Source organism: Nitrosospira sp. TNL200, assembly GCF_055386305.1.
Genome location: NZ_AP041003.1, coordinates 1007210 through 1028691, shown reverse-complemented (window position 1 = coordinate 1028691; position 21482 = coordinate 1007210). Strand labels below are relative to the sequence as shown.

At 52.9% G+C, this 21482-nt stretch carries 24 protein-coding genes, 1 tRNA gene, 1 pseudogene and 1 riboswitch; of the genes and pseudogenes, 11 read left to right on the top strand and 15 right to left on the bottom strand.

What is annotated here, in order from left to right; genetic code table 11:
- Positions 1-105 precede the first annotated feature (105 nt).
- The 7 genes from ACZ5CE_RS04585 to ACZ5CE_RS04555 form a co-directional block, all read right to left on the bottom strand.
- Entirely contained in the window at positions 106-765 is a 660-nt protein-coding gene (locus tag ACZ5CE_RS04585; protein ID WP_464576638.1) for an urea amidolyase associated protein UAAP2, read from the bottom strand.
- Positions 762-1511 (bottom strand): urea amidolyase associated protein UAAP1, encoded by a 750-nt coding sequence (locus ACZ5CE_RS04580; protein ID WP_464576637.1) that lies wholly within the window; start codon positions 1509-1511, stop codon positions 762-764. The genes ACZ5CE_RS04585 and ACZ5CE_RS04580 overlap by 4 nt, the downstream gene beginning before the upstream one ends.
- A gap of 55 nt (positions 1512-1566) precedes the next feature.
- Positions 1567-3051 (bottom strand): APC family permease, encoded by a 1485-nt coding sequence (locus ACZ5CE_RS04575; RefSeq protein ID WP_464576636.1) that lies wholly within the window; start codon positions 3049-3051, stop codon positions 1567-1569.
- 238 nt (positions 3052-3289) lie between these two features.
- Positions 3290-3395: riboswitch (guanidine-I (ykkC/yxkD leader) on the bottom strand.
- A gap of 471 nt (positions 3396-3866) precedes the next feature.
- A complete protein-coding gene (locus ACZ5CE_RS04570) occupies positions 3867-5216 on the bottom strand; it encodes a porin (protein ID WP_464576635.1) in 1350 nt (449 codons plus the stop codon).
- Positions 5217-5254: 38 nt separating this feature from the next.
- Positions 5255-6483, bottom strand: a protein-coding gene (locus ACZ5CE_RS04565; protein ID WP_464574421.1) for an IS3 family transposase whose coding sequence is annotated in 2 segments (ribosomal slippage) — positions 5255-6207 and positions 6207-6483 — 1230 coding nt in all. Because the reading frame shifts where the segments join, the coding sequence is not laid out codon by codon here.
- 60 nt (positions 6484-6543) lie between these two features.
- Entirely contained in the window at positions 6544-6717 is a 174-nt protein-coding gene (locus ACZ5CE_RS04560) for a hypothetical protein (RefSeq protein ID WP_464576634.1), read from the bottom strand.
- Positions 6718-6827: 110 nt separating this feature from the next.
- A complete protein-coding gene (locus ACZ5CE_RS04555; RefSeq protein WP_464576632.1) occupies positions 6828-7265 on the bottom strand; it encodes a hypothetical protein in 438 nt (145 codons plus the stop codon).
- Positions 7266-7934: 669 nt separating this feature from the next.
- On the opposite strand from ACZ5CE_RS04555, the gene ACZ5CE_RS04550 reads away from it, so the two are divergent.
- Positions 7935-8168, top strand: coding sequence for a hypothetical protein (locus tag ACZ5CE_RS04550; RefSeq protein WP_464576630.1), 234 nt, complete (start codon positions 7935-7937; stop codon positions 8166-8168).
- A 141-nt stretch (positions 8169-8309) separates the two neighbouring features.
- Here ACZ5CE_RS04550 and ACZ5CE_RS04545 read toward each other — a convergent pair whose 3' ends face one another.
- The 6 genes from ACZ5CE_RS04545 to ACZ5CE_RS04520 all read right to left on the bottom strand — a co-directional run bounded on the left by ACZ5CE_RS04545 (position 8310) and on the right by ACZ5CE_RS04520 (position 12373).
- On the bottom strand, positions 8310-8699 hold the full coding sequence (locus ACZ5CE_RS04545) for a hypothetical protein (RefSeq protein ID WP_464576628.1): 390 nt from the start codon (positions 8697-8699) through the stop codon (positions 8310-8312).
- Between the two features lie 128 nt (positions 8700-8827).
- On the bottom strand, positions 8828-9325 hold the full coding sequence (locus ACZ5CE_RS04540) for a hypothetical protein (protein WP_464576627.1): 498 nt from the start codon (positions 9323-9325) through the stop codon (positions 8828-8830).
- Positions 9326-9765: 440 nt separating this feature from the next.
- Entirely contained in the window at positions 9766-10101 is a 336-nt protein-coding gene (locus ACZ5CE_RS04535; RefSeq protein ID WP_464576625.1) for a hypothetical protein, read from the bottom strand.
- 505 nt (positions 10102-10606) lie between these two features.
- On the bottom strand, positions 10607-10738 hold the full coding sequence (locus ACZ5CE_RS04530; protein ID WP_464576623.1) for a hypothetical protein: 132 nt from the start codon (positions 10736-10738) through the stop codon (positions 10607-10609).
- Between the two features lie 321 nt (positions 10739-11059).
- On the bottom strand, positions 11060-11749 hold the full coding sequence (locus tag ACZ5CE_RS04525) for an O-methyltransferase (protein ID WP_464576621.1): 690 nt from the start codon (positions 11747-11749) through the stop codon (positions 11060-11062).
- A gap of 303 nt (positions 11750-12052) precedes the next feature.
- Complete coding sequence (locus ACZ5CE_RS04520; RefSeq protein ID WP_464577427.1) at positions 12053-12373, bottom strand: four-helix bundle copper-binding protein; 321 nt, start codon at positions 12371-12373, stop codon at positions 12053-12055.
- Positions 12374-12995: 622 nt separating this feature from the next.
- Between ACZ5CE_RS04520 and rnk the strand changes: the two genes are divergently transcribed.
- A complete protein-coding gene (gene rnk / locus ACZ5CE_RS04515; RefSeq protein ID WP_464576619.1) occupies positions 12996-13409 on the top strand; it encodes a nucleoside diphosphate kinase regulator in 414 nt (137 codons plus the stop codon).
- Positions 13410-13650: 241 nt separating this feature from the next.
- Entirely contained in the window at positions 13651-15282 is a 1632-nt protein-coding gene (locus tag ACZ5CE_RS04510; RefSeq protein ID WP_464576617.1) for an alginate export family protein, read from the top strand.
- A 173-nt stretch (positions 15283-15455) separates the two neighbouring features.
- Here ACZ5CE_RS04510 and ACZ5CE_RS04505 read toward each other — a convergent pair whose 3' ends face one another.
- Complete coding sequence (locus tag ACZ5CE_RS04505) at positions 15456-15983, bottom strand: adenine phosphoribosyltransferase (protein ID WP_464576615.1); 528 nt, start codon at positions 15981-15983, stop codon at positions 15456-15458.
- 157 nt (positions 15984-16140) lie between these two features.
- Between ACZ5CE_RS04505 and ACZ5CE_RS04500 the strand changes: the two genes are divergently transcribed.
- The 8 genes and pseudogenes from ACZ5CE_RS04500 (at position 16141) to istB (ending at position 21126) form a co-directional block, all read left to right on the top strand.
- A tRNA-Ser gene (locus tag ACZ5CE_RS04500) sits at positions 16141-16232 on the top strand.
- Positions 16233-16458: 226 nt separating this feature from the next.
- A complete protein-coding gene (locus ACZ5CE_RS04495) occupies positions 16459-16689 on the top strand; it encodes a hypothetical protein (protein ID WP_464576613.1) in 231 nt (76 codons plus the stop codon).
- A gap of 89 nt (positions 16690-16778) precedes the next feature.
- Entirely contained in the window at positions 16779-17006 is a 228-nt protein-coding gene (locus ACZ5CE_RS04490) for a hypothetical protein (protein ID WP_464576612.1), read from the top strand.
- Positions 17007-17863: 857 nt separating this feature from the next.
- On the top strand, positions 17864-18139 hold the full coding sequence (locus ACZ5CE_RS04485) for a type II toxin-antitoxin system RelE/ParE family toxin (RefSeq protein ID WP_464576610.1): 276 nt from the start codon (positions 17864-17866) through the stop codon (positions 18137-18139).
- A gap of 26 nt (positions 18140-18165) precedes the next feature.
- On the top strand, positions 18166-18468 hold the full coding sequence (locus tag ACZ5CE_RS04480) for a HigA family addiction module antitoxin (RefSeq protein ID WP_464576608.1): 303 nt from the start codon (positions 18166-18168) through the stop codon (positions 18466-18468).
- Between the two features lie 399 nt (positions 18469-18867).
- Positions 18868-19188, top strand: a complete 321-nt coding sequence (locus tag ACZ5CE_RS04475) for an antirestriction protein ArdA (protein ID WP_464576606.1) — start codon at positions 18868-18870, stop codon at positions 19186-19188.
- Between the two features lie 258 nt (positions 19189-19446).
- A pseudogene (istA, locus tag ACZ5CE_RS04470) lies at positions 19447-20238 on the top strand (IS21 family transposase); the annotation flags it as partial.
- 99 nt (positions 20239-20337) lie between these two features.
- Entirely contained in the window at positions 20338-21126 is a 789-nt protein-coding gene (istB, locus tag ACZ5CE_RS04465) for an IS21-like element helper ATPase IstB (RefSeq protein ID WP_464576604.1), read from the top strand.
- Positions 21127-21193: 67 nt separating this feature from the next.
- On the opposite strand, the gene ACZ5CE_RS04460 is transcribed toward istB, so the two are convergent.
- Positions 21194-21328, bottom strand: a complete 135-nt coding sequence (locus ACZ5CE_RS04460; RefSeq protein ID WP_464576602.1) for a hypothetical protein — start codon at positions 21326-21328, stop codon at positions 21194-21196.
- Positions 21329-21482 lie beyond the last annotated feature (154 nt).

Sequence of the window (21482 nt, the reverse complement as noted above, 5' to 3'; positions counted from 1 at the left end):
AAGGCAGGCAATCCTGCCAATCATCTTTGTTCCGCTATTTCCATGCCCCGGTTTCGAGCCATTAAAATTAAACAGAACGCCCTTCTTCCATCTGACTCAGGCTGACTAACCCCATACCAGCAAGCGGATCGGAGTGGGGTTGTAGGCGTTGCATGGGTTGTTCAGCTGCGGGCAGTTCGAAATCAGCACCACCACATCCATCTCCGCCTGCATCTCCACATATTTGCCCGGCGCAGAAACGCCATCCGCAAAATCCAGCCCGCCCTCTTCAGATACGGGCACGTTCATAAAGAAATTGATGTTGCTCGGTATATCGCGCTTGCTCATGTTCAATTGCTTGCATACCGGATCATGCGCCAATGCGTGAAGGAAGCTGTCGCGGCAGCTGTGCATCGGGTATTTCTCGAGCGCGTAGCGCGTCGTGTTGCTCTCCGCCGAGCAGGCGCCGCCTACCGTGTCGTGCCGCCCGCAGGTGTCGGCGATGATGGTGAGCATGACGTTGCCAAAGTTGGAGTAGAGCCGGCTGCCCGTGGTGAGGTACAGCATGTTCTGCCGGCGTACCGTATCGGTCGCGCTGTAGCGTTCTTCCGCATCGTGGGCATTGTAGAACAGGGTATCCACCGCCTGGTTGCCCTCCAGGTCGACAATGCGGAACACCTGGCCTTTCTTCACTACCTTGACCCAGGGCTCGCCCGCCGGACAAATCTCATCCACTACCGGAAGAGCGGGGCTCAAATCATTTTCAACAAGCTTTCGTACACTCATGCTGCACCTCCACAGGTATATAAACGTTGGGTGTTTTGGAGTCCCCTCTCGTTCTCCGGGATGTATGCGGGTTCCTTCGCCTGCCAGCGAAAATCTCCGGAAACCGCAGAGGGAGTGACAAATGTCGCCAATTTGACTGCCCCGGGGTGATAGGTTCTAGAGGGATCCAGCGGATGAGGCGCTGCGGATAGCACCACCAGCGTATCCATCTCGAAACTCAGGTCCACGTAATCGCCCGCCTTGCTGCTACCGGGGTGAAACTCCAGTTCTCCGGATGAATTGGCGGTCACCTTGCTGAAGAAGTTGATGTTGGATACCACGTCGCGCATGCCCAGCCCCCACTTCCCCAATTCCACCAGCATCCCGTCCAGCCCGCTGCGAAACATTTCGTTGCGAAGCTCCTGGTACCGCCCTACGCCATATTTCTGGCGTATCAATTCCGCATCGCTCAAGCCGCATACCGTATCGTTCCAGCCCGTGGTGTCTTCCGTGATGCAGCAGAAAATGCGTCCCATGTCGGAATGGCAGGCGTGCCCCTTGGTCAGCCGGAAGGTATGCTGGCACTTCAGCGTGTCCGCCATGTTGTAGCGCTCCAGCTTCTCTTCCAGGTTATAGAAAAGCACTGCCGCGTTGGCTCCGCCCGCCATATCCGTCAGGCGCAGCGTCGTGCCGCGGCGGATGACGCCGGACCAGTGAGAACCCCCGGGAATGGCTTCTTTCCACAGAAATGTATTTGGATTTTTCATTTTTTCTCCTCATGAAAAATAAATTGTCGACTGCGCTTGATGACAGTCCTGCAGTTCACATTTGGTTCATATCGGCTGTGATTCTTTTCGAGTCATCTTTTTTGTGCTCCTTGCGATTATTGTTCATCAATATATGCAGGGTAGTTACTCCCAGGATGCTTCCCAGCACCAGCGGGACCGCATAAAGCTGCCACCAGGGAGCACCGGCCGCCACCACGTATTCGCGCGGCCAGGCGATGTTGGCAAGTTCGAACAACGCCCATGCAAACGCCACTGTATTGATCGCCAGTCCCAGTGCGCCCAGCTTCAAGGCCCCCAGCGCGGGATTCCACCGCCCCGTCAGCCGGCTGTAGAGCCCAACCCCGGTCGTGAAGGAGAACATGGCGTACAGCCCGCCCGTGCCAAAGGCAATGATGGTGGCGACAGCCCCGTCGTTCAGGCCGAAAAGCAGTCCCAGCCCGGACAGTGAAACCGTGGTCAGGATGGCGTTGCGCGGGATCTTGTGGCGCGTCACGCGCGAGAGCGGTGCAGGCATGTTCCCTTCGCGCGCCATCGAGAAGACGATGCGCGATACGTAATTGACCACCGATGAGCCGCAGGAGAGAAAAGCCGTCATGACGATCGCCAGGAAAGGCTTGGCAGCCCACGCCCCGATGGTGCCCGTGATGATGGGTGAGATGGGGTCGGAGGTGGCGCTGGCTTCTATCAGGACGCCATGGTCGACGGACAGCATCAGCGAGGAGGAGTTGAAAAGCACCACGGTGCCCACGGCGCACAGCGACAGGAAGATCGCCCGGGGAATCATCCGTTCCGGGTGGTGCGCCTCTTCCGCTATCGTGGAGCAGGCGTCGAAACCAATGAATGCCCATCCGGCGATGGCCACCGCCGCCAGGAATGCCGTCATGCTGGTGGGGGCAAGCCCGGTGCCCAGGTGCTGGAACAGCTCGGAAACAGGGTGGATGCGGAAGAAAAAGAACAATACCAGCGCAACGCATACCGATCCGAGCGCTTCGGCACAGACCCCCAGCATGTTGATGACCTTGAATATGTTCTGGTGGACCATGTTGACCGTGGTGCAGATCAGCAGGAATATGCCTCCCCACAACACGGCTGTCGCACCCTGGGCATCGCCGCCCACGAAAACCGCCGCCAGCCACATGCCCCCCGTATAGGCCGTGGTGGTGAGCATGGCGATGGTGGAGCTGACATAGATCACGCCGGCGTATTGCCCCGCCCGTGGTCCTATGAGTTGCCGGGCCCATTTATAGGCGCCGCCTGCTATCGGAAACTGGGAGGAGAGTTCGGCATAGACCGTGGCCACCATCATCTGCATGACCAGGCACAGCGCCAGGGCAAGTATCCAGCCTCCTCCGGTGACTACGTTCTGGACACCGAAAATGGCATAAAGACCCACCACCGGCGATACCACCGAAAATCCCAAAGTGAAACAGTTCCATACACTCAACGTCCGCTTGAGCGTATGAGCCTCTGCCGCAGCGGCATGACAAGCAGGACCATCCAGGCTTTGTTTCACTGGCATGATGTTTCTCCCGGCGAGAAGATCGCAACAAGGTCCTGCCAGCCGCTCATGGCCCTTTTTATGGCGGAAACCGCACGGGGGGAGCTACGCGAGACAAGCGAGCCTCGCGGCTGCCTGCAATCGATTACGATTACGACAGGAAAGGGACGTACAGGTACGGAACGTACGGAAAGGAAATGCATAACGAAGTCTCCTTTAATCGTCGGGTAAAACCCCAAGAGCAATGTATCACTACATTATCTCCCGGGCTTTTATCCCTCCGTGGAGCCTCGTCATGACGAGACCGGAAACTCTCGGACCAGGCATTTCCTATCGAGGAAACCGGAACCCTAGTTTCTCTTTACATCAATTGCACCGTCTTGATCGACCGCCCAAGCAAGGCCTGGCCTGATCCAGGTACAGCATATTACAAATTGCTATGCCACTGCTGCTGAAGCAACCCAAATAATGGCGAATCCTTAAACCACAATAAAATTACTGTTACTGGAAATAATTGTACATACTTAATAACAAAAAGCAACATTAAATTTCCATCTTCAGGCATCAGCATAAATTGGGAAGTTAGGGATTCGTCATACATTTTCATGCTGCGCGGCCGGATTCTATTCCAGGATATGCCAAAAGATTAGTGTTCTAAAAAATCTTATTCTCCATACAGTTATATGCGTTCAATCTGGAAACAACACCATGAAGTAACTGTCGCCTATATCTACAATTCTGTATCTGGAAACACAAAATATGTTTTCGTCCTATTTGATAGTCATTTGCATCGATCCGGTGATGAGAGTGTTCGCTACCCAACCTGCCCTCAGTGATCAAAACGATACCATGAAATCAAGCGAAAATAGCCACTGGTCCTTTTTGTTGTCGAAAGGCCGATATGGCTGTTCAAGCCCCACCACTCTATCGTAGCGGATATTGGGTCGCACATTGAAACTGCGCGCCGCTTTCCAATTATCGAGTTTCAATCTTTTCGCCGGTTTCCAGTTCAGTCCTATGGTGGTTTGATAGTAATCCGCGGGTGCGGAAGTAATGGGAAAGTTGCCTGCAAAACTTACCCCCTGATTATTAGTGGCAAAAGCCACGCGGAGAGGAGAAAGAACCCGAAAACCGTCCCTGTCGCGGAACCATTCGCCACGAATTCCTATGGAAAGATCCTCCAGAAGATCGTAATACAAATGAGTATTGACTCCCTGCCACTCTACGTCCTTCTTTACCCCGTTCATTAATGCTCCGCCTACGAAACCGTGAACGTAATGCGCAACAAAGTGAGTTTTATCGGTAATGCGGTACTGCAAAACCGAACTGATCAGGGTCCAGGGTTCATGAGTCGTTGCCGAAACGTCGCCAAACGTATTCAATATATTAAATGAGTTCCTCTTGTCCTCGCCAACCCATGCAATGCCTCCTATGCCGTTCCAGTTGGTTAATGCAGTTCTGGTTAAATTGGCGTCCCAGCCCCCCGTGCCGCTACCGGTGAGCGGCCCGCCAATCAGAGACCAATTCTTGGTGAGCTTATATTCGAGCAATAATCCCATATGTGTAAAGGGATGGCCGTTATCCAAGGAATATGCGTGCGAATAGAAGAAAACATCGGGCGCCGGGCCAATCTCATAGCCGGTTGGCGAGAAAAAATGGCCCGCCTTGACATTGAGGCCATTTCCGACGGGCACATAGAATTCGAGATAGGCCTGAGGAAATGCTATGCCGTAGGTGCGGGTCGACTTGCAGCAAATATTCAGGTCCCAGCTGCCTCTATTATTTGGCTCGCCACTGTTTACATCGAAAGGAGGAATCCCGGCTGCCTGGTAATAAATGGCATCCGTGCCGAACATGAAGTCGATACGGCCGCCAAAATCCCATGCATCGCCTTCAGCCACCACCGGTCGTTCAACAAATATATTGAATTGGTTTAGTTGCATTCTATTTGACCGATCAGCAAAGGAAACAGGGCCGTTATATCCGTTGCCCGGATTACCCGGGTTATAGGTAGCCCCGAGTTGCATCCATCCACCTATTTGGATACCGCTATTCTTAATGAGGGATAATAAATTATCTGAGGTGGAACTGTTGGCATTCAAGGTATTACTAGAAGTAGCCCCGTTTAGGTCAAAAGTATTCGAGTTAAAAGTATTGTTGGCCTGGACGCTGTTCGAATAAAGCATAAAGTGGACCCCTCAGTCAAGACAATATCAGGTTGAGTTTAAGAGGGTAGCTGATCACATGCAGCGGAACGGCGCTGCTCCGATTCGGTTTCTGAGTGAGATGTTTCTCGCTCACTGAATTTATCCACAATTCTTGCCCCGCCGCCCCTTGCTGTCTGGTAGACCTCGTTGGGCGTGCGATAGTCCAGCGACTGGTGTGATCTTTCCGTGTTGTAAAACACAAAGTATTCTGTCAATCCCAGCAGCAGTTCAGGCACGGTGGCATACCCTTTCAAATACACGTCCTCGTGCTTGACGCTGCGCCAGAGCCGTTCCACGAAGATGTTATCCAATGCCCGTCCGCGTCCGTCCATGCTGATGGCAATACCATGCGCCTTGAGCACTCTGATGAATGCCTCTGAGGTAAACTGGCAGCCCTGATCGGTATTGAATATCTCGGGGGGGCCACAGGTCTGCAATGCCTGCTCCAGGCAGTCTACACAGAACCCGCTATCCAACGTGTTCGACACGCGCCACGTCAGAACTTTGCGGCTGTACCAGTCGATCACCACTACCAGGTACACAAATCCCCGCGCCAGGCGAAGATAAGTAATATCGCTGCTCCACACCTGGTTGGGCCGTGTCACCTCTACCCCGCGCAGCAGGTACGGATAGACCTTGTGCTGCTGGGTGGCGCGACTGGTATTCGGCCCCGGCGCCATGCCCGCCAGTCCCAGCTTGCCCATGAGCCGCTGCACTCGCTTGCGGTTGATGCGATGCCCCATGCCGCGCAAGTACACCGTCATCTTGCGGCTACCGTAAAAAGGATGCCTTGTGTATTCGGCATCGATCTGCACCAACAGGATCAATTCCTGTTCGTCCGGTTCAACAGCCCGGTGCGGTGCATAGGTGGCGGAACGAGCGACCCCCGCCAGCTCGCATTGCCGGGTCAGTGCCAACTGATCATTGGGACTGACCCAGCGCTTGCGCTCTCCTATAGACTGATCCCGGACTTTTTTTTAAGCCAGTCCAGTTCCATCTTCAGCCGCCCGATCTCAGAGTAGAGTCGCTCCGGGCTGGCGGATGGGTCAACCGGCTTGGGGCCGCGCCTAATGTCGAATATCCCGGATGCCTGCCCCTGCAACTCCTTCTTCCACAACCCCACCTGGGTCGGATGCACCCCAAACTCCCGGGCAATCTCGTTTACCGTCTTGACTCCCCGGATCGCTTCAAGCGCCACCTTGGCCTTGAACTCACCACTGAAATTCTTGCGTTTCTTCTCACTCACTGCCTACTCCTTTTTATAGCAGGCTACCATCTTAAATCACTGTCCAGTATCTGGGGTCCACTATAGCAAACTGAAGACCATCAGGAATAACAAGCTCCGCGCCAATTTCATGATTACGTGCATCTGCTTGGTGGCCTGATCTGCATGCACGCAGCTGTCATTGATGGACTGAGCACCCAGATCACCTTTCAAAAATGCAAGACCTAACTTCTCGTAATCCCCAAGGGTTTTCATGATCGCCCCTTTTTATGATGACATATTCTTACATCCCGGCCTGGGCTCCAACCTGCATGAACCTCGTTGCTTCAACTGTTACTCTTATAATTACGGTATCCATTTCCCGCTCAATTCGATATCAGTTCATCCTCTTGTTGGCGAGATGAAAAATAATTATTTTTTTCGAGGTCAGAGCCAATCCGTCGATGATCAGCGGCTTTAGTCAGGTTTTCCATGCTGGCTCGCCGGTACTTTCGCATGAGTGCCCACGTATGGGCTTGCAAATCCTGGGCACGCTTACCATAGAGATAGCTTTTTTCCTCGTAATGCTCGAGAAGCTGCTCTTGCTCCTTCGCCTTTATGCTTAGGTTCATAGCCGTTTCTTCGTAGTACTTTGCCCTGGCAATATGATATTCACTGGAGTTGGATTGATTGGTATCTTCTCCGTATGCATTCGGCGTGCCTGAAGCAATTAACCCAGGCAGGAACAAGGCCATAAAAAACTCTTTTGCCGACGGTATTTTTTTATTTACCCGATCCTCGGCTTTGGCTAGTAAGGTTGCCATTTTGAATTCTCCTATCCATCAAACAAAAATAGCTGCTGCTACTGGACAGATGTTCAGAGTCCACTGCTGCCTGCTGCTGGACGGATGGTCAGAGTCCCTTTAACTGCTAAATTGGACGGATGTTCAGAGTCCACTGCTGCCTTGTTGCTGGACAGATGGTCAGAGTCCCTTTAACTGCTAATTGGACGGATGTTCAGAGTCCACTGCTGCCTTGCTGCTGGACGGATGGTCAGAGTCCCTTTAACTGCTAATTGGACGGATGTTCAGAGTCCACTGCTGCCTTGCTGCTGGACGGATGGTCAGAGTCCCTTTAACTGCTAAATTGGACGGATGTTCAGAGTCCATTGCTACCTTGTTGCTGGACGGATGGTCAGAGTCCTTTTAACTGCTAATTGGACGGATGTTCAGAGTCCACTGCTACCTTGTTGCTGGACGGATGGTCAGAGTCCTTCTAATTGATACACGTTCAGTTTATTTGATTCTACAACTCTTGCGGCATTTTAAGACTTTAAAACCAAAAATCAAAATTCCTTTTACTGCAGCTCTCCCGCTGGCGAAACCTAAGCCAAGGCCACATGAAGTTACTGTAGGTGAAGTTCTCGCGCTTCAACTGTAAAAACATTACAGATAACAGTGGTATTAAGAGGAAGGATAACGGATATTCCTAAAATGTCAAGCAGAATCTTACAAATTTATTGCAACCCGGCGGCTCTCCCTTGGATCGTTTCAGGAAGAATCGAAAAGTTTGGTGAATCAGCGAATGAAGTAAAAAGATGGAGATGCCGGGTTCATGCATTGGATATGCGTGAACCCATGGAAACGATTCGCTTCGATATTTCCGATGCGAATGCACTGACGGAAATGATGAGAGGAGAACCACCCTGGTTTGGGATTAAAAATTAACGGTTCCATCCGGCTGCTATTGCTGCACCGCGGAACCAGGTATCGGCACGGCGCGATCCGCAGCCGGACGATTTTTTCAATCCCAACTCAAGCTGCCGAATATGATTTGGAAAAATAAGCAAATCGGGTAATGCCAGGTCGCTATTTTAGCTCGCTGGCTTCCGATGCCATTTTTCTATGAGAAATAGCCGCTGCCATACATGTTTTTGCAGCTTGCTCATATTTCAATATCAATGCCTGAGTCTGCGCCTCTACATCATGGGGCTCCCAGCCATAAAGATAATGTTTGCTCTTGTAATGGAGCAGTAATTTTTTTTGTTCGTTTGCTTTCAATTGCAATTCTTTGGCTGACTCTTCAAAATGTTCTGCCAACGCCATATGTTCCGCAGGAGTCCTCGTATCCCGCTCAGCTTGAATAAGGGTTTCAGAGCGGTCGCCCTCACGGATGTCCGTATTGGCGCAAGCCGTCAATAATCCGGTAAAAAACAAGCTCAGAAGAAAACAGAAACCGCATTTATAATTGGCTGTCATAGAATTCCACATACTGGTAATAGAGTGAAATAAACAAGCGGCTGAAGAGGAGAAAAAAGGGAGGGAAGTGTAAGACGTTGGGCAGTTCTACACTCCCTCCGAAGGGCACCCTTTCATCAACCCCGTTATCACTGAACAGTCTTGTTATCAATGCCTCGCTTTTCTAAAAAGGCCGAGTCGCGCCGTAGACTATTATGTCCAACATAATTTTCTTCGAGCTTCTGGGCCATTTGCCGATGCGAAGCTGCTTCTCGCATTTTTGATTGCGCCGCTTGTTCATATTTCCGTATCAAAGCCAGGACATTCGATTTCAAGCTATGAGATTGCCAGCCATACATGTTCCCGTTCTCATACTGCTGAAGCAACGCTTTCTGTTCCTCTGCCTTTTCGTGCATTTCCTTCGCGGCATCTTCAGAACGCTTCGCCAAAGCATAATGCCCGCCTGGCGTAGCAATATCCTGAATGGTCGCATGGCTGGCGACATCTTCTTTAACTATGTTTTTACTCATGGGCGCGCATGCGCCTAATGATCCAACCAGGAACAGGAGTGCAAAAAAACCTCCTGGTATCTGTTTACATTTCCCGCCAGATAACTGGTCCCCAGTTGCGCCGAATGACATTACCATTTTGATCTCCTATCCATTGAATAATAATTACCGCTGCTGGACGGGTGGTCAGAGTCCTTAACTGCTACCTGGACGAGCGTTCAGAGTCCATTGCTATCTTGCTGCTGGACAGATGGGCAGAGTCCTTTACTGCTAACTGGACGGGTGGTCAGAAGTCCATTGCTACCTTGTTGCTGGACGGGTGGGCAGAGTCCTTTACTGCTAACTGGACGGGTGGTCAGAAGTCCATTGCTACCTTGTTGCTGGACGGGTGGGCAGAGTCCTCTTGCTGGGGCAGACGATCAAGGCCCAGCTAAAAAAACGATACACATTCAAGAATACTTTGTCAAGCTTTCTTCACATTTCCCTTATGAAAAATTTACTCCAGGCCGGGTGGGGACAGGGCAATCCGACTGATTTGGCAAGCCAGTCCCAATCAGTCCATCCGGAAACGCAATCTTTCAAAAGGTTAAAGCCGCCTTGTATTCAGCATCATTACGCTTAAGTTTACGCGCCGTCTGAAGATGTGAAGCGGCTTCCCTGCCATTTGATTGCGCAGCCTGCTCATACTTGCGTATCAAAGCCATGGTGCGGGACTTCAGATTATGCGATTGCCAACCATACAGATGCATCTTCTCGTACTGCTCCAGCAGAGCCTTTTTTTCCTCTGCTTTTACCTGCATTTCTCTTGCAGCATCCTCGAAATGCTTCGCCAACGCGTAATGATCGCTTGGGGTTACGGCATTTTGAATAGCCAATTGGGTAGCCGCATCCTCTTCAGCAATATTCACGCCCATGGGCGCGCACCCAACCAGTGCCCCGAAGAGCGCTAGAACCGTAAAAGTGCGTATTGATTTTTGTATGAACATCTTTTCTGTCAATCGAATCGACGGATTTAAACTTTAAACATATAGTACTTACTTAAGGGTATTTTGTCAAGTTTTCTTCACATTTTATTGATGCAAAATTGACATTCCAGGTGTTAGGGCGGCTGGGAGATACCTTCCCAGAACATCTTTGATCTTTGAAGAGTTGACGCCGAAAATACTCAGTGATGAGGCAGGGTATAAGCGGAGATGCGGGAACGGTTCAAAAGGTCAAACCGCTTCATAAACTGTCGTGCCTGAGGTATTGGCCTTCAAATTCGTGCGCCTTTTGACGTTGAGATGAGGCATGTCTCATATTCGATTGGACAGCCTGCTCATATTTGCGTATCAAAGCCGAGGTGTGCGACTTCAAATTATGGGATTGCCAGCCATACAGACGGATCTTCTCATACTGTTTCAGTAACGCCTTTTTTTCCTATACCTTTACCAGCATTTTCCGGGCAGTATCTTCAAAATGCTCCGCCAGAACATAATGATCGCATTGGGTTACGGCATTTTCCGCAGCCATGCGGATGGACGGATCCTGAATGGCTTTGTGGGAATCCATTTGTGCGCATGAAGCCGTTAGACCTGAAATGGAGAAAACGACCCACAATTTTCGTATTTTCGTTTTCACGGCAGGGTAGGCCAACCGGATAAGCTAATTTTATTCTAGCTTATTTGGGCCGCTACGTATGCAAGGGAAACCCTACACCAAGCAAGGGAATTCTTTGAAATAAGGAAAACTGCTACTGGCAAGTTACTCGATCTTGGCAGAGTTCACACTGGCAAGGATGAATGTTACGACGGATAACCCCTGGCTGGATGCCTGCCCACAGAAATCGCACCCGCCATGATGCCCCGCAGCATTCCTGTAGAAGGAACGAGATCACGTATTTTTCTTACGTGCCACAACCACGCCGTCGCGCGTCGGGTTGATAAAGGCGTCGAACTCGGGATCCCTGAAGATCATCTGGTTGTGCTCCAGAATAGCCTCGGTCCAACCGGGAACGATATCGACATAGCGCTCGACGGCGACACGGCCATGCCAAAGCACATTGTCGGCAATGTAAAAACCACCCGGGCGGATACGCTTCCGGGCCAGCTTCCATATATCCGGATAATCTCCCTTGTCCGCGTCGTTGTAGCAGATATCGAACATGCCTTCGGTTTTTGCGAATGCGTCCTGTGCTATGCCCACATGGAAATCGACTCTCTCCCATAAATCGGCGGCTTTCAGATATTGCTCCGCCTTTTCCCTGTTGTGCGGATCCCCATCCGTGCAGATCACTCGTCCGCCCTTCCCCGTCGCTTTGGCAAACCAGTAGGCGGAATAACCATATCCACTGCCGAATTCGAAGATGCGGCGCGCATCGATTGATCTGGCCAGCGTCTCCAGAAAAACTCCCACCAAGCGGCCGACTATTGGAAAATTATTCTGTTTTGCGACTTTTTCCATATCTGCCAGCACGGGATGGTCGGTCCGGCCAACCAGACTGAGCATATACCTTTCGATTTCCGGATTCACCGGAACCAGCACCGCAGGATTTGAAATAGTCGGCGATTGCATTGTAGTCATGTGTGCACCCTCCATGAGAATGAGAGTTCCGCGCCTGCAGGCGTCCTGTCCAGGCTGGTTCTGTATTTCGACTCTACGCCTAACATCGGGGCGGGTCAACGCGGTCCAACCGCTTTTGGCCACAAACGATTTCCCTCCTCTTGCTTGAGGTGTACTCAACCGCAATGTCCAATGCCATCTCTATGAAGTTCAATAGAAGAGCGAGCACTGGACCTCGCTCATTTGCCGGAACATTGCGGTTCCCGAAATAACCAAGACCCGCTGCAGATCGTCTGCGGCAAATCGCTCCTGTGTGCCGGCAGCTCAGCGGGAGCTGAAACCCGCCATCCGGCGGCAGCTCTCGGCACATTCACGGCAGACCCTGGCACAGTCATCCATGCCTATCTGTTCGCAACTTCTGGCACAGGCGTCACAGACTTCCGCGCAAACCCTGCAGAACTGGTTGCTGAAAGCCGAAGCGCTCAGCATGAGATTGGCCGAGGTCTGGCAAATCTCGGCGCAGCTCATCATCAGCCGGAAATGATCGGGCGCAACATGGCTGCCGCCCGACTCCAGGCAGTGGTTCATCGCCTCGTGGAGGCACGTTTGATGACATCGATTACACGCATCAACGCAAGATTGCATATTGTGATCGGTAGTGTGGGACATGGGTTGCTCCTTTAGGGTTGGGTTGACTTGGCGAATGCGGCTTTCAGCCACGAGAGCAAAAGCCAGCTTGCATCCTGGACTTGATGCTTGCATCCTGGACTTGATTCGAGGGGAAAGTCTGTGTGGTAGACTACAGAAAGAAAGCTATTTTCAGCGAAAAAACGATCAATTATGTATGGCGTGCATGCACATCGGACGCATACGGAATGAGATCTGCGTCCCGTCGCGCCAGGTAGCGCTTCGCCGTTGCCCCCGCCCGCGGCGAAAACCCGACCGAGTGCGACAAAATCCGGTGTTTATGCGAGCGACATTGAGCCGTGTCCCATGCCTCTTTGGCTCCGTTGATGTAAAATAGCGTCTCTTCCTTAGCGCCTGCGGGTGCAGCCATCCCACACCGGCTACGTTCGGCGGTTCTGGACGATATTGTCCAGCCGAGAAAAAACCCATTTCAGCGGATTAGAAGCTAGAAGCGGAACGCCCCCTGGGTAGTCCGAATTCCCTTCTTTCGCCTGGTTCCAGGCAAAAGAAGGCAAAAGAGACGGAAATGCGAGCAGGACCATTGGAATTCTCGATCGATTCACATTAAACGGAGCAGACAATGAACAACAGACCAAAAATCATATTGACTTCCCAGGATCTCGAGCGGCTCGAAAAGCTTCTGGAAGCATTGCCCGCGAACGCTTTTCCCGGCCGGCAAGCGCTGCTTGCAGAACTGGAACGGGCAGAAATTGTGGAACCGGACCAGATACCGCCTTCGGTGGTCACGATGAATTCAACCGTCCGCTTTCGCATCGACTCTTCAGGAGAGGACTATTGCCTGACCCTGGTTTATCCCAGAGATGTCGATGATACGGGGGGGAAAATTTCCATTCTTGCACCAGTGGGCAGCGCCCTGCTCGGCCTTTCCACCGGTGATGAAATCGAATGGCCGAGCCCGGGGGGCGGCACCATCAAGGTGCGAATAGTGGAAATAATTTATCAGCCGGAAAGAGAGGGGAAGTTTTACCGCTGAGGGCGTATGGCGCGTATCGAAGCCAGCCGGGGGCTTCCGCGTGACGCGGGAATTCGGGCAATATCATTGATTATCATCATTTAAAAATAACCCTGATTCTGTTATAGTTGCCCGCATTTTTTTACGGAAACCACAGGAAGGAGCTTCAACCATGAACCCGCAGGATCGGGATTACCGCCAACTCTCCAGCAATAGCGGCCCAACAACAATAACCTTTCCGTCGGCGAAATGGGCGAAATCGATGAAATCGGTTTTCAGTTTCTGCCTGGGCGCGGGGACACTGGTTGTCCTCGCGTTCGATGGCTTCGCTGCGGAAGCTCCTCCCGCGGGAAATACCACTGCGGCTCCCACCGCCCAGCCGCAAGTAGGCGGAACGACGGAAACGGCAAGCAAGCAGCCGGCTTCGGGTGCTTTCGACTGGTCGAAACAGCCGCCCGTAACAGCGCCGCCGCGCCCGGGACTGTTCACCATCGCACCCTCCGGGCCCGGCTATTACACGCTCATGGATCAGCTCACCGGAAAAAAACGGGAAGCGCCGCCTGTTTCGCCCTACGCGCCGTACGCCCTCATGACCACTCCGGCCTTCGACATGGATTTCCGCTACATGGAGAAACCGGGATATGAGCCTGACCTGTTCGATCCCATCAAGCGCATCCGCCTGGGCGATGATTTCCTCTTGTCTCTCGGCGGCAGCTTCTGGTACCGGTACATGCGCGAAACCGACCTGCGGCTGACCCGCGCAGACGACAGTTACCATATGATACGCAGCCGTTTTCACGCGGATTTATGGTACCGGGATCGGGTCCGTCTATTCGCGGAATTCCTGGATGCGCGAACCTTCGGCCAAGCCTTGGCGCCTTTGCCCACGGATGTGAATCACACCGACATGCTGAACCTGTTCGCGGACGTCAAGATCGCGAATATCAAGAACGGTCCCGCCTATGTCCGCTTCGGACGCCAGGAATTGCTCTATGGCTCGCAGCGGCTCATTTCCACCCTGGACTGGGTAAACACCCGCCGCACCTTCCAGGGCGCCAAAGCCTTCTGGCGCACGCCAGAGCTCGACCTCGATGCATTCTGGGTTCGGCCGATGACCACGGAAGCCAATCAATTCGACAACTGGGACACGAAACGGGAGTTCTTCGGCTTGTGGGGAACCTACCGGCCCATGAAAGGGCAACTGGTCGACCTCTATTTCCTGAGCCTGCTGGACGATAACCAGGAGCTCGCCTTCCGCAGAACCGGAATGCGCGGCGTCTCCAATACCCAGACGCTGGGAGGCCGGTTGGCGGGCGACTACAACCAGTTCCTGTACGAACTGGAAGGCATGTACCAATTCGGCCAATTTTCCAATATGGATGTCTCCGCTTTCGCGGTGGCATCGGGCGCCGGCTACCACTTCAAAGGCGCGCCCATGAATCCCCAGTTCTGGCTTCGCTATGACTTTGCCTCCGGCGACAAGAACCCGGGCGACGGCAGGTACAACACTTTCAACCAGCTCTTTCCTTTTGGCAACTATTACCTGGGCTGGGCCGACCGGGTAGGCCGCCAGAACATCCACGACTTCAACGCGCAGCTCAATCTGCATCCGCTGCCGTGGGCGACGTTCACCACCCAGTATCACCGGTTCTACCTGGCCAACAACCGCGACTTCCTGTACAACGCCGCGGGCAACGCCACGCTGCGCGATGCAACCGGCCAATCGGGAAGCTATGTCGGTGACGAAATCGACGTCCGGTTGAACATCAATATCAACCGGCAGAACAATATCCTGGTCGGATATTCGAAACTGTTTGCGGGTGATTTTCTGAAAGCAAAAGCGCCCGGCGTCGCGCCGGACCTGTTCTACGTCCAGTACAACCTTCGTTTCTAGAATAGGCAATAACATGGAGGGTGATGCGGCATGCTGATGCCACGACCCCTCTACGTGTAATCCCGGTATCCGTTAAACGTAGTCAAACGTAGGGTGCAATAAGCGCAGCGCATTGCACCGCCCTACACCCTTTTACCCTTGTATCCTTTTACCCTTTTACATGCTCCGCGAATTCAATCTCCTTCGAATTCACATAGCGCGAATACCTTGAAGCCCTGCGTTTCCAGCCGCGACTTGCCACCAATATCCGGCAGGTCGATCACAAAACAGCACTCCACCACCTCGGCACCCATATCGCGTATCAGCGCCCCTGCCGCCTCCGCCGTGCCTCCGGTGGCGATGAGATCATCCACTAGCAATATCCGGTCGCCTTCCTGGATCGCGTCCACGTGGATTTCAATGCGATCGGTGCCATATTCCAATTGGTAATCACGCCCCAGCGTCTTGGCGGGCAATTTGCCTTTTTTCCGTATCGGCACGAATCCGATCCCCAGCTCATAGGCCACCGGCGCGCCGATGATAAAGCCGCGCGACTCGATACCTGCCACCTTGTCGATGCGCCCGCCTTTATGGCGATGAGCAATCTCCTGCACCGTGGCGCGCAATCCGACGGCATCCTTCAGCAAGGTGGTGATATCGCGGAACATAATGCCCTCGTGCGGGTAATGCGCTATGGTGCGTATGCGGGATTTGATCTGCATAAAACGGATTTCCTTTTACTGGTTTTACGATGTCGCGGTAATCCGCGAAGCAAAAGCACCGGGAGAAGACGTCCTATTATACTGACGGAAAAGTTGCCGGAAACCTTGTTCTGGTTTATCCTTGCGCCCCTGCTGCCCCACCGCGCAAAACCCCATCGGAGAGATGGCCGAGTGGTTTAAGGTACACGCCTGGAAAGCGTGCGTACGGCTTCAACCGTACCGAGGGTTCGAATCCCTCTCTCTCCGCCACCTGAATTCCCTTACCCGGAAGTGCGCTTAACATCCTGAACGGTAACGGGGTTTCAGCGGTTCTAAGTCCCGTATTTCGGTGATATTGAAATCCACCCGGAAATGCGAGTTTAAGCACGGCACGGCGGTCGCACAATCGCCCGGAACTCCGGAGTTTATGCGGGTTTGAGATGAAGTCCAGAGCGGTTCTAAGTGCCGCGTCGAACGAGCGCATGGGGCGCAAGAGTTGCCCGGATTTTTCGACCAGAACAGCCCTGTCGGTTTCGAATTTCTTGATCCGGGTTTCATACGCCTTGACCATCGAATCGCTGTCCGTCTCGACCAGCCTGTCCATCAACTGTTCAATCTTATCGCCCAGCTTGCGTACTTCATCCTCAAGCACTTTTCCGCGCTGCGCGATCTGCGCCTGCCGGTAATTCCACCATATCTCGAACATTCTGGTCGCGGTTTTGAATAAAGGCGCAGACGGTTCAAGTGTGTGCAGCAGGGCTGCTTTCCCGTATTGAACCTTATTATCCGAGGAGCGGACGGCGTGGGCGTCAACCCATGGTGCTGGGAAGCATGTTGCGCCTCGGCTGCCGTGTCCGTCTGCTCCAGATTTTTTCGGTAAAAACTCGCAAAGGCGTTCGAAAGGCGATTGCTCCTGCTTCCTTCGTCATCATTGACATTACGTTGTGCGTCTACAAAATCGACCCGGACGAGATTTTGAAGGAGAGACTTACCTTCTCGCTGATCAAGACCGATAGCTACAATCTCGTCATTCTTTTTTTCTAGGGATGCATATGTTGTTTCGAAGTGCCGCCCTAAGTTATTGTCTTGAGATAGGAACTCCGAAAGACGTTTGGCAGATTTTCCGCCGTCACCTTGAGAATATGCCGAGAGATAGCCTAAAGGTGATTTCCAAGCCAGTTGGTTTGGTTTTACTTCCACTGGGTATTGTCGGTCAGGAAAATCGATTAGAACTGGCCCATGGATCTTGGATGTTGCCGTGATAAGCTTAGCCAGTGGGAGAATTTCATGGGGGATGGCTACAATTTTGAGGAATTGAAGCGCGAGATATTGGCTCGCAGCAGAGCTACCGATTGGGAGCTCGCCAAGGAAGAGTGGCGGCTAGTCGCAATCTCGGAGGCGGACGAGCCCGAAAGGTGTCTCTGTTCTCACTTTCCCATTATTGAACTTTGCAGCATCCGGCGTAACCGTTGATGTCGGGAACGTCTGCGTGAAGCGTTTTCTTGGCTTCAGATCAGACCTGATATTCGCATCCCTTAAACGCATCCGAAAAGACATCCAAGCGAGCGTCGGAGCCGACGCGACAGCCTTTTTTTACGATCAAGACATCATCAACGACTGGGAGTACTGCTTTCAGCAAAGCACCATGCGGAAGCGGAATCTCAGCGAGGCTCAGATGGCAACCAGAATGAGAATCAATCAGAAGATCATTTCGTCGATAGGTCGCAGGGGCATTGGTTAGCAATCAGCACGTTCGGAGGTCAGGGTTGCGAATCGAACGACCGTGAACTCGGACGTTTTGCGCCCAGCCGTCTTAACACTACTTCCGGAGGAGACTTACTAACGGCATTCTTACTATGTTAACGATTGACGTATAACGTCAATATATGATAAGGTTAAGAATGATAAAGAGCTTTAAATGCCGGAAAACTGGGCATCTCTTTGAAGGCGAGCATGTTGCCGCATTTTCCGGCTTTAAACGTCAAGCGGAAAAGCGCCTTAGAATACTGGATGCTGCCGAGACGCTTGAAGCGCTCGCTGCCTTACCCAGCAATCGCCTTGAGCGTTTGTCGGGTGACAGGGCAGGACAATACAGCATCCGTGTCAATCAACAATGGCGCGTATGTTTTACGTGGAACGAAGGTGCCAACGATGTGGAAATCGTGGATTATCACTGAATAGATATAGAGAAAGGTAACGGAACATGACGAGAGAAGCTATTCACCCCGGCGAATTTCTTGCTGATGAACTGGAAGAAATCGGTATGACGCGCACAGAGCTTGCGCGGCAGATCGATGTGCCTGCAAATCGTATCTCCCAGCTTATTCGTGGCAAACGCGACTTGACAGCGGATACTGCGTTACGGCTGGGACGGTTCTTCGGCACCGGCCCGGAGCTGTGGTTGAACCTGCAAAAGACCTATGAGCTTGATAGGGCAAGAACCGAGCTGGGTAAAACAATCCAGAAAATCAACCCATGGAAGCCACAGGAAGAAGTGCATATTTGATATCGGTGTTTATTCTTAACCGGCCACTATTTTCTTTCTGCAATTCTCGTGTTTTTAAAGGGGGAAAGCCTTCCCCCTGCTACAACCGCAGCCTAGCTGCGTTTTCCGGCACCCCCCATTAACGGGGATACCCCGTAACGCCCCTCATGTCGTGAACCGGTTTCCGGTTCACCCTTAATTTTACTTCCCCCCCTGGGAATAAATTAATTTAACACGGGACCTGCTTCCACCAAGTCATCCCCCGATCTTCCACACGCCGTGTTACGGCGTTTGTGCAGACCGGGTGGTTCCCCCTGACTTGTCTCCACCAGAACTTTCGCTCGTTCCACTCGCTTTTCTCTGGGGTTTTCAACCCCAGCGGGGGTTGTTTTCTTTAACCCTTTAAAGCGAGACAAAACCATGAGTGATGAAATCAGAATCTGTGTTGCAGATTTGGCTGCATACAATAACGGGAGGCTGCACAGCATATGGATCAATGCCTGTGACGATATCAATAATATCCGGGAGCAGATCAAAGCCATGCTGACCGCCAGCCCAGAGGGCTTTGCGGAAGAATATGCCATTCATAATTATGAGGGCTTCGGCAGTTATACGCTAAGCGAGTATGCAGGCATTGAAACTGCCCATGAGGTACAGGATCAGCGCCTTAAACAGTTTGAAGCACAGCGCCAAGAGCAAAACCGGGGTTGCCCGCAGCCTCACCAGCGCGGCCCGGAATGAACGCGCTAGCGATTTAGTATTAACGGTTCCAGAATATATGCACTGATTGAAAGCCGGTTTCGACGGTGAAAATGTCGCCGCTCGTCCACCTGCTCCGGCGTGACCACCTTGGCTCCAGCACCATTGAGCTTACCCGCCGCCGCAGCCTTGACCCGGTTCCGCAGAGTCTGGTGTCACTGCCGGATGTAAATTGACACAGTGCAGCGATTGAAAACTGATACACCGAATTGAGAAGATGGCCGCATTTTGGAAGCGGCCATGATCACAGACGAGGTGTATGTGGAGATTGAATTACTGAAGAAGCATGGCCTGAGCTTGCGCCAGATTGCCGCGGAGGTGGGATGCGCGGTGAACACCGTGCGAAGCCACTTGGAAGCAGATACGCGGCCCCGGTACCAGCGCAACAAATTGCGCGTGACCAAGCTATCGCCATTTGAGGATTACTTGCGGGAACGTCAGGCGGCAGCCCATCCGGCGTGGATTCCGGCGACGGTGTTGCAACGCGAGATGGCCGCGCAAGGTTATGCTGGTGGATTGAGCCAGCTACGCGCCTTTCTGCGCAGCCTCAAGCCTGCTTTACCGCTGGATCCGGTAGTGCGGTTCGAGACCGTGCCGGGCGAGCAGATGCAGGTGGACTGGGTCGAATTCCGCAAGGGCAAAAATGCCCTCTACGCTTTTTGTGCGACGCTGGGCTTCAGCCGCATGAGCTTTGTCGAATTCGTCACGGATATGAAAGTCCGGACGCTGATCGCGTGCCATGATCACGCGTTCGAGTACTTCGGTGGCGTGACGCGCAGCGTGTTGTACGACAACATGAAGACCGTAGTACTGGAATGCGATGCATCCGGTCAGGGCGCGCATCGCTTCCACAGCGGGTTTCTCGATTACGCGCGCCACTGTGGTTTCGTCATCAAGCTGTGTCGCCCGTATCGTGCCAAGGCCAAGGGCAAGGTCGAGCGCTTCAACGGCTATCTGCGGCGTTCGTTTTACGTGCCGCTGGTAGCGGCACTCAAGCAGGCCGGGCTGACGCTGGATGCGGTGACCGGGAGTGGTCATTGATTCCATAGCACAGGCTATACCGCCCCAACATCCCTTAGCAGTCTATGAGCGCCTGCTCGATCAGATCCGCGATGAGCAGGAGTTGGCGGCATGAACCTTCAACATGAAAGAATGCTGATGCTGTGTGAATTGCTCAACCTGTCGTTCGTAGCCCAGGCCTACCCGAGGGCGGCACAGGATGCCGCGCAGCGGGAAATGCCCTACAGCGACTTCCTGGAGGGGCTGCTCAAGGCCGAGGCGGCGGGGCGCAATGTCAGAAAGCAGAGCATGCTCACACGTTTGGCAGGATTCCCGGCGATCAAGACGCTGGAGGATTTCGACTATGAATTTGCCCAGGGGGTGAAGCGCAGCCAGATCGAGGAACTGGCGGGACTGGGCTTTGTCGAGCGCAATGACAATGTGGTGCTGATCGGACCCAGTGGAGTGGGCAAGACCCATTTGGCGATTGCCTTGGGTTACCGCGCGGCACAGGCCGGCCTCAAGACACGCTTTACCACCGCGGCCGATCTGTTGCTGACATTGACCGCCGCGCACACGCAGAATCAACTCAAGAGCGTCATGCACCGCGCCATCAACAGTTATCGCCTGCTCATCATCGACGAAATCGGCTATCTGCCGATGAACCGCGAGCAGGCCAACCTGTTCTTCCAGGTGATTGCGGCCCGCTATGAGAAGGGCAGTTTGATCGTTACCAGTAATTTGCCTTTCGGCCAATGGGATGCCACTTTCGCTCAAGATGCCACGCTGACCGCCGCGCTGTTGGATCGCCTGCTGCACCACGCGCGCATCGTGCCGATCGCTGGTGAGAGCTACCGCCTCAAAAATCAGCGTGCGGCGGGGATGGTAAAGAATAAGCGGGAGACCGTTCCCAACGCATAGGCAATATGCGAACGTAATGGGGGTGTATCAGTTTTAAATCGGCGTTCGCTGCAAAAGTGTGTCAGTTTTAAATCGGCATTGACATCTGGTCGCTGACCCCCAGTTCCTTGCTTGCCGCACCCGCGATCAACCCTTCCTTGATAGGCTTAACCGCTAATTCCTTGAACTCGGCTGTATATTCCTGCTTCGGTATCTTCTTCATCCTCCTCTCCAATGTGACCTTCGATTCTACATCACCCTTGGAAGACGATTTTTCGGGGGAACCTCATTTCGTAAATCGGTTACTTTTCGCTTCGGTCATCTCACATAGTTCTCCATTTTGAGGCCGCCCTTCCCACCGAGGTTGGCGCAAGGCA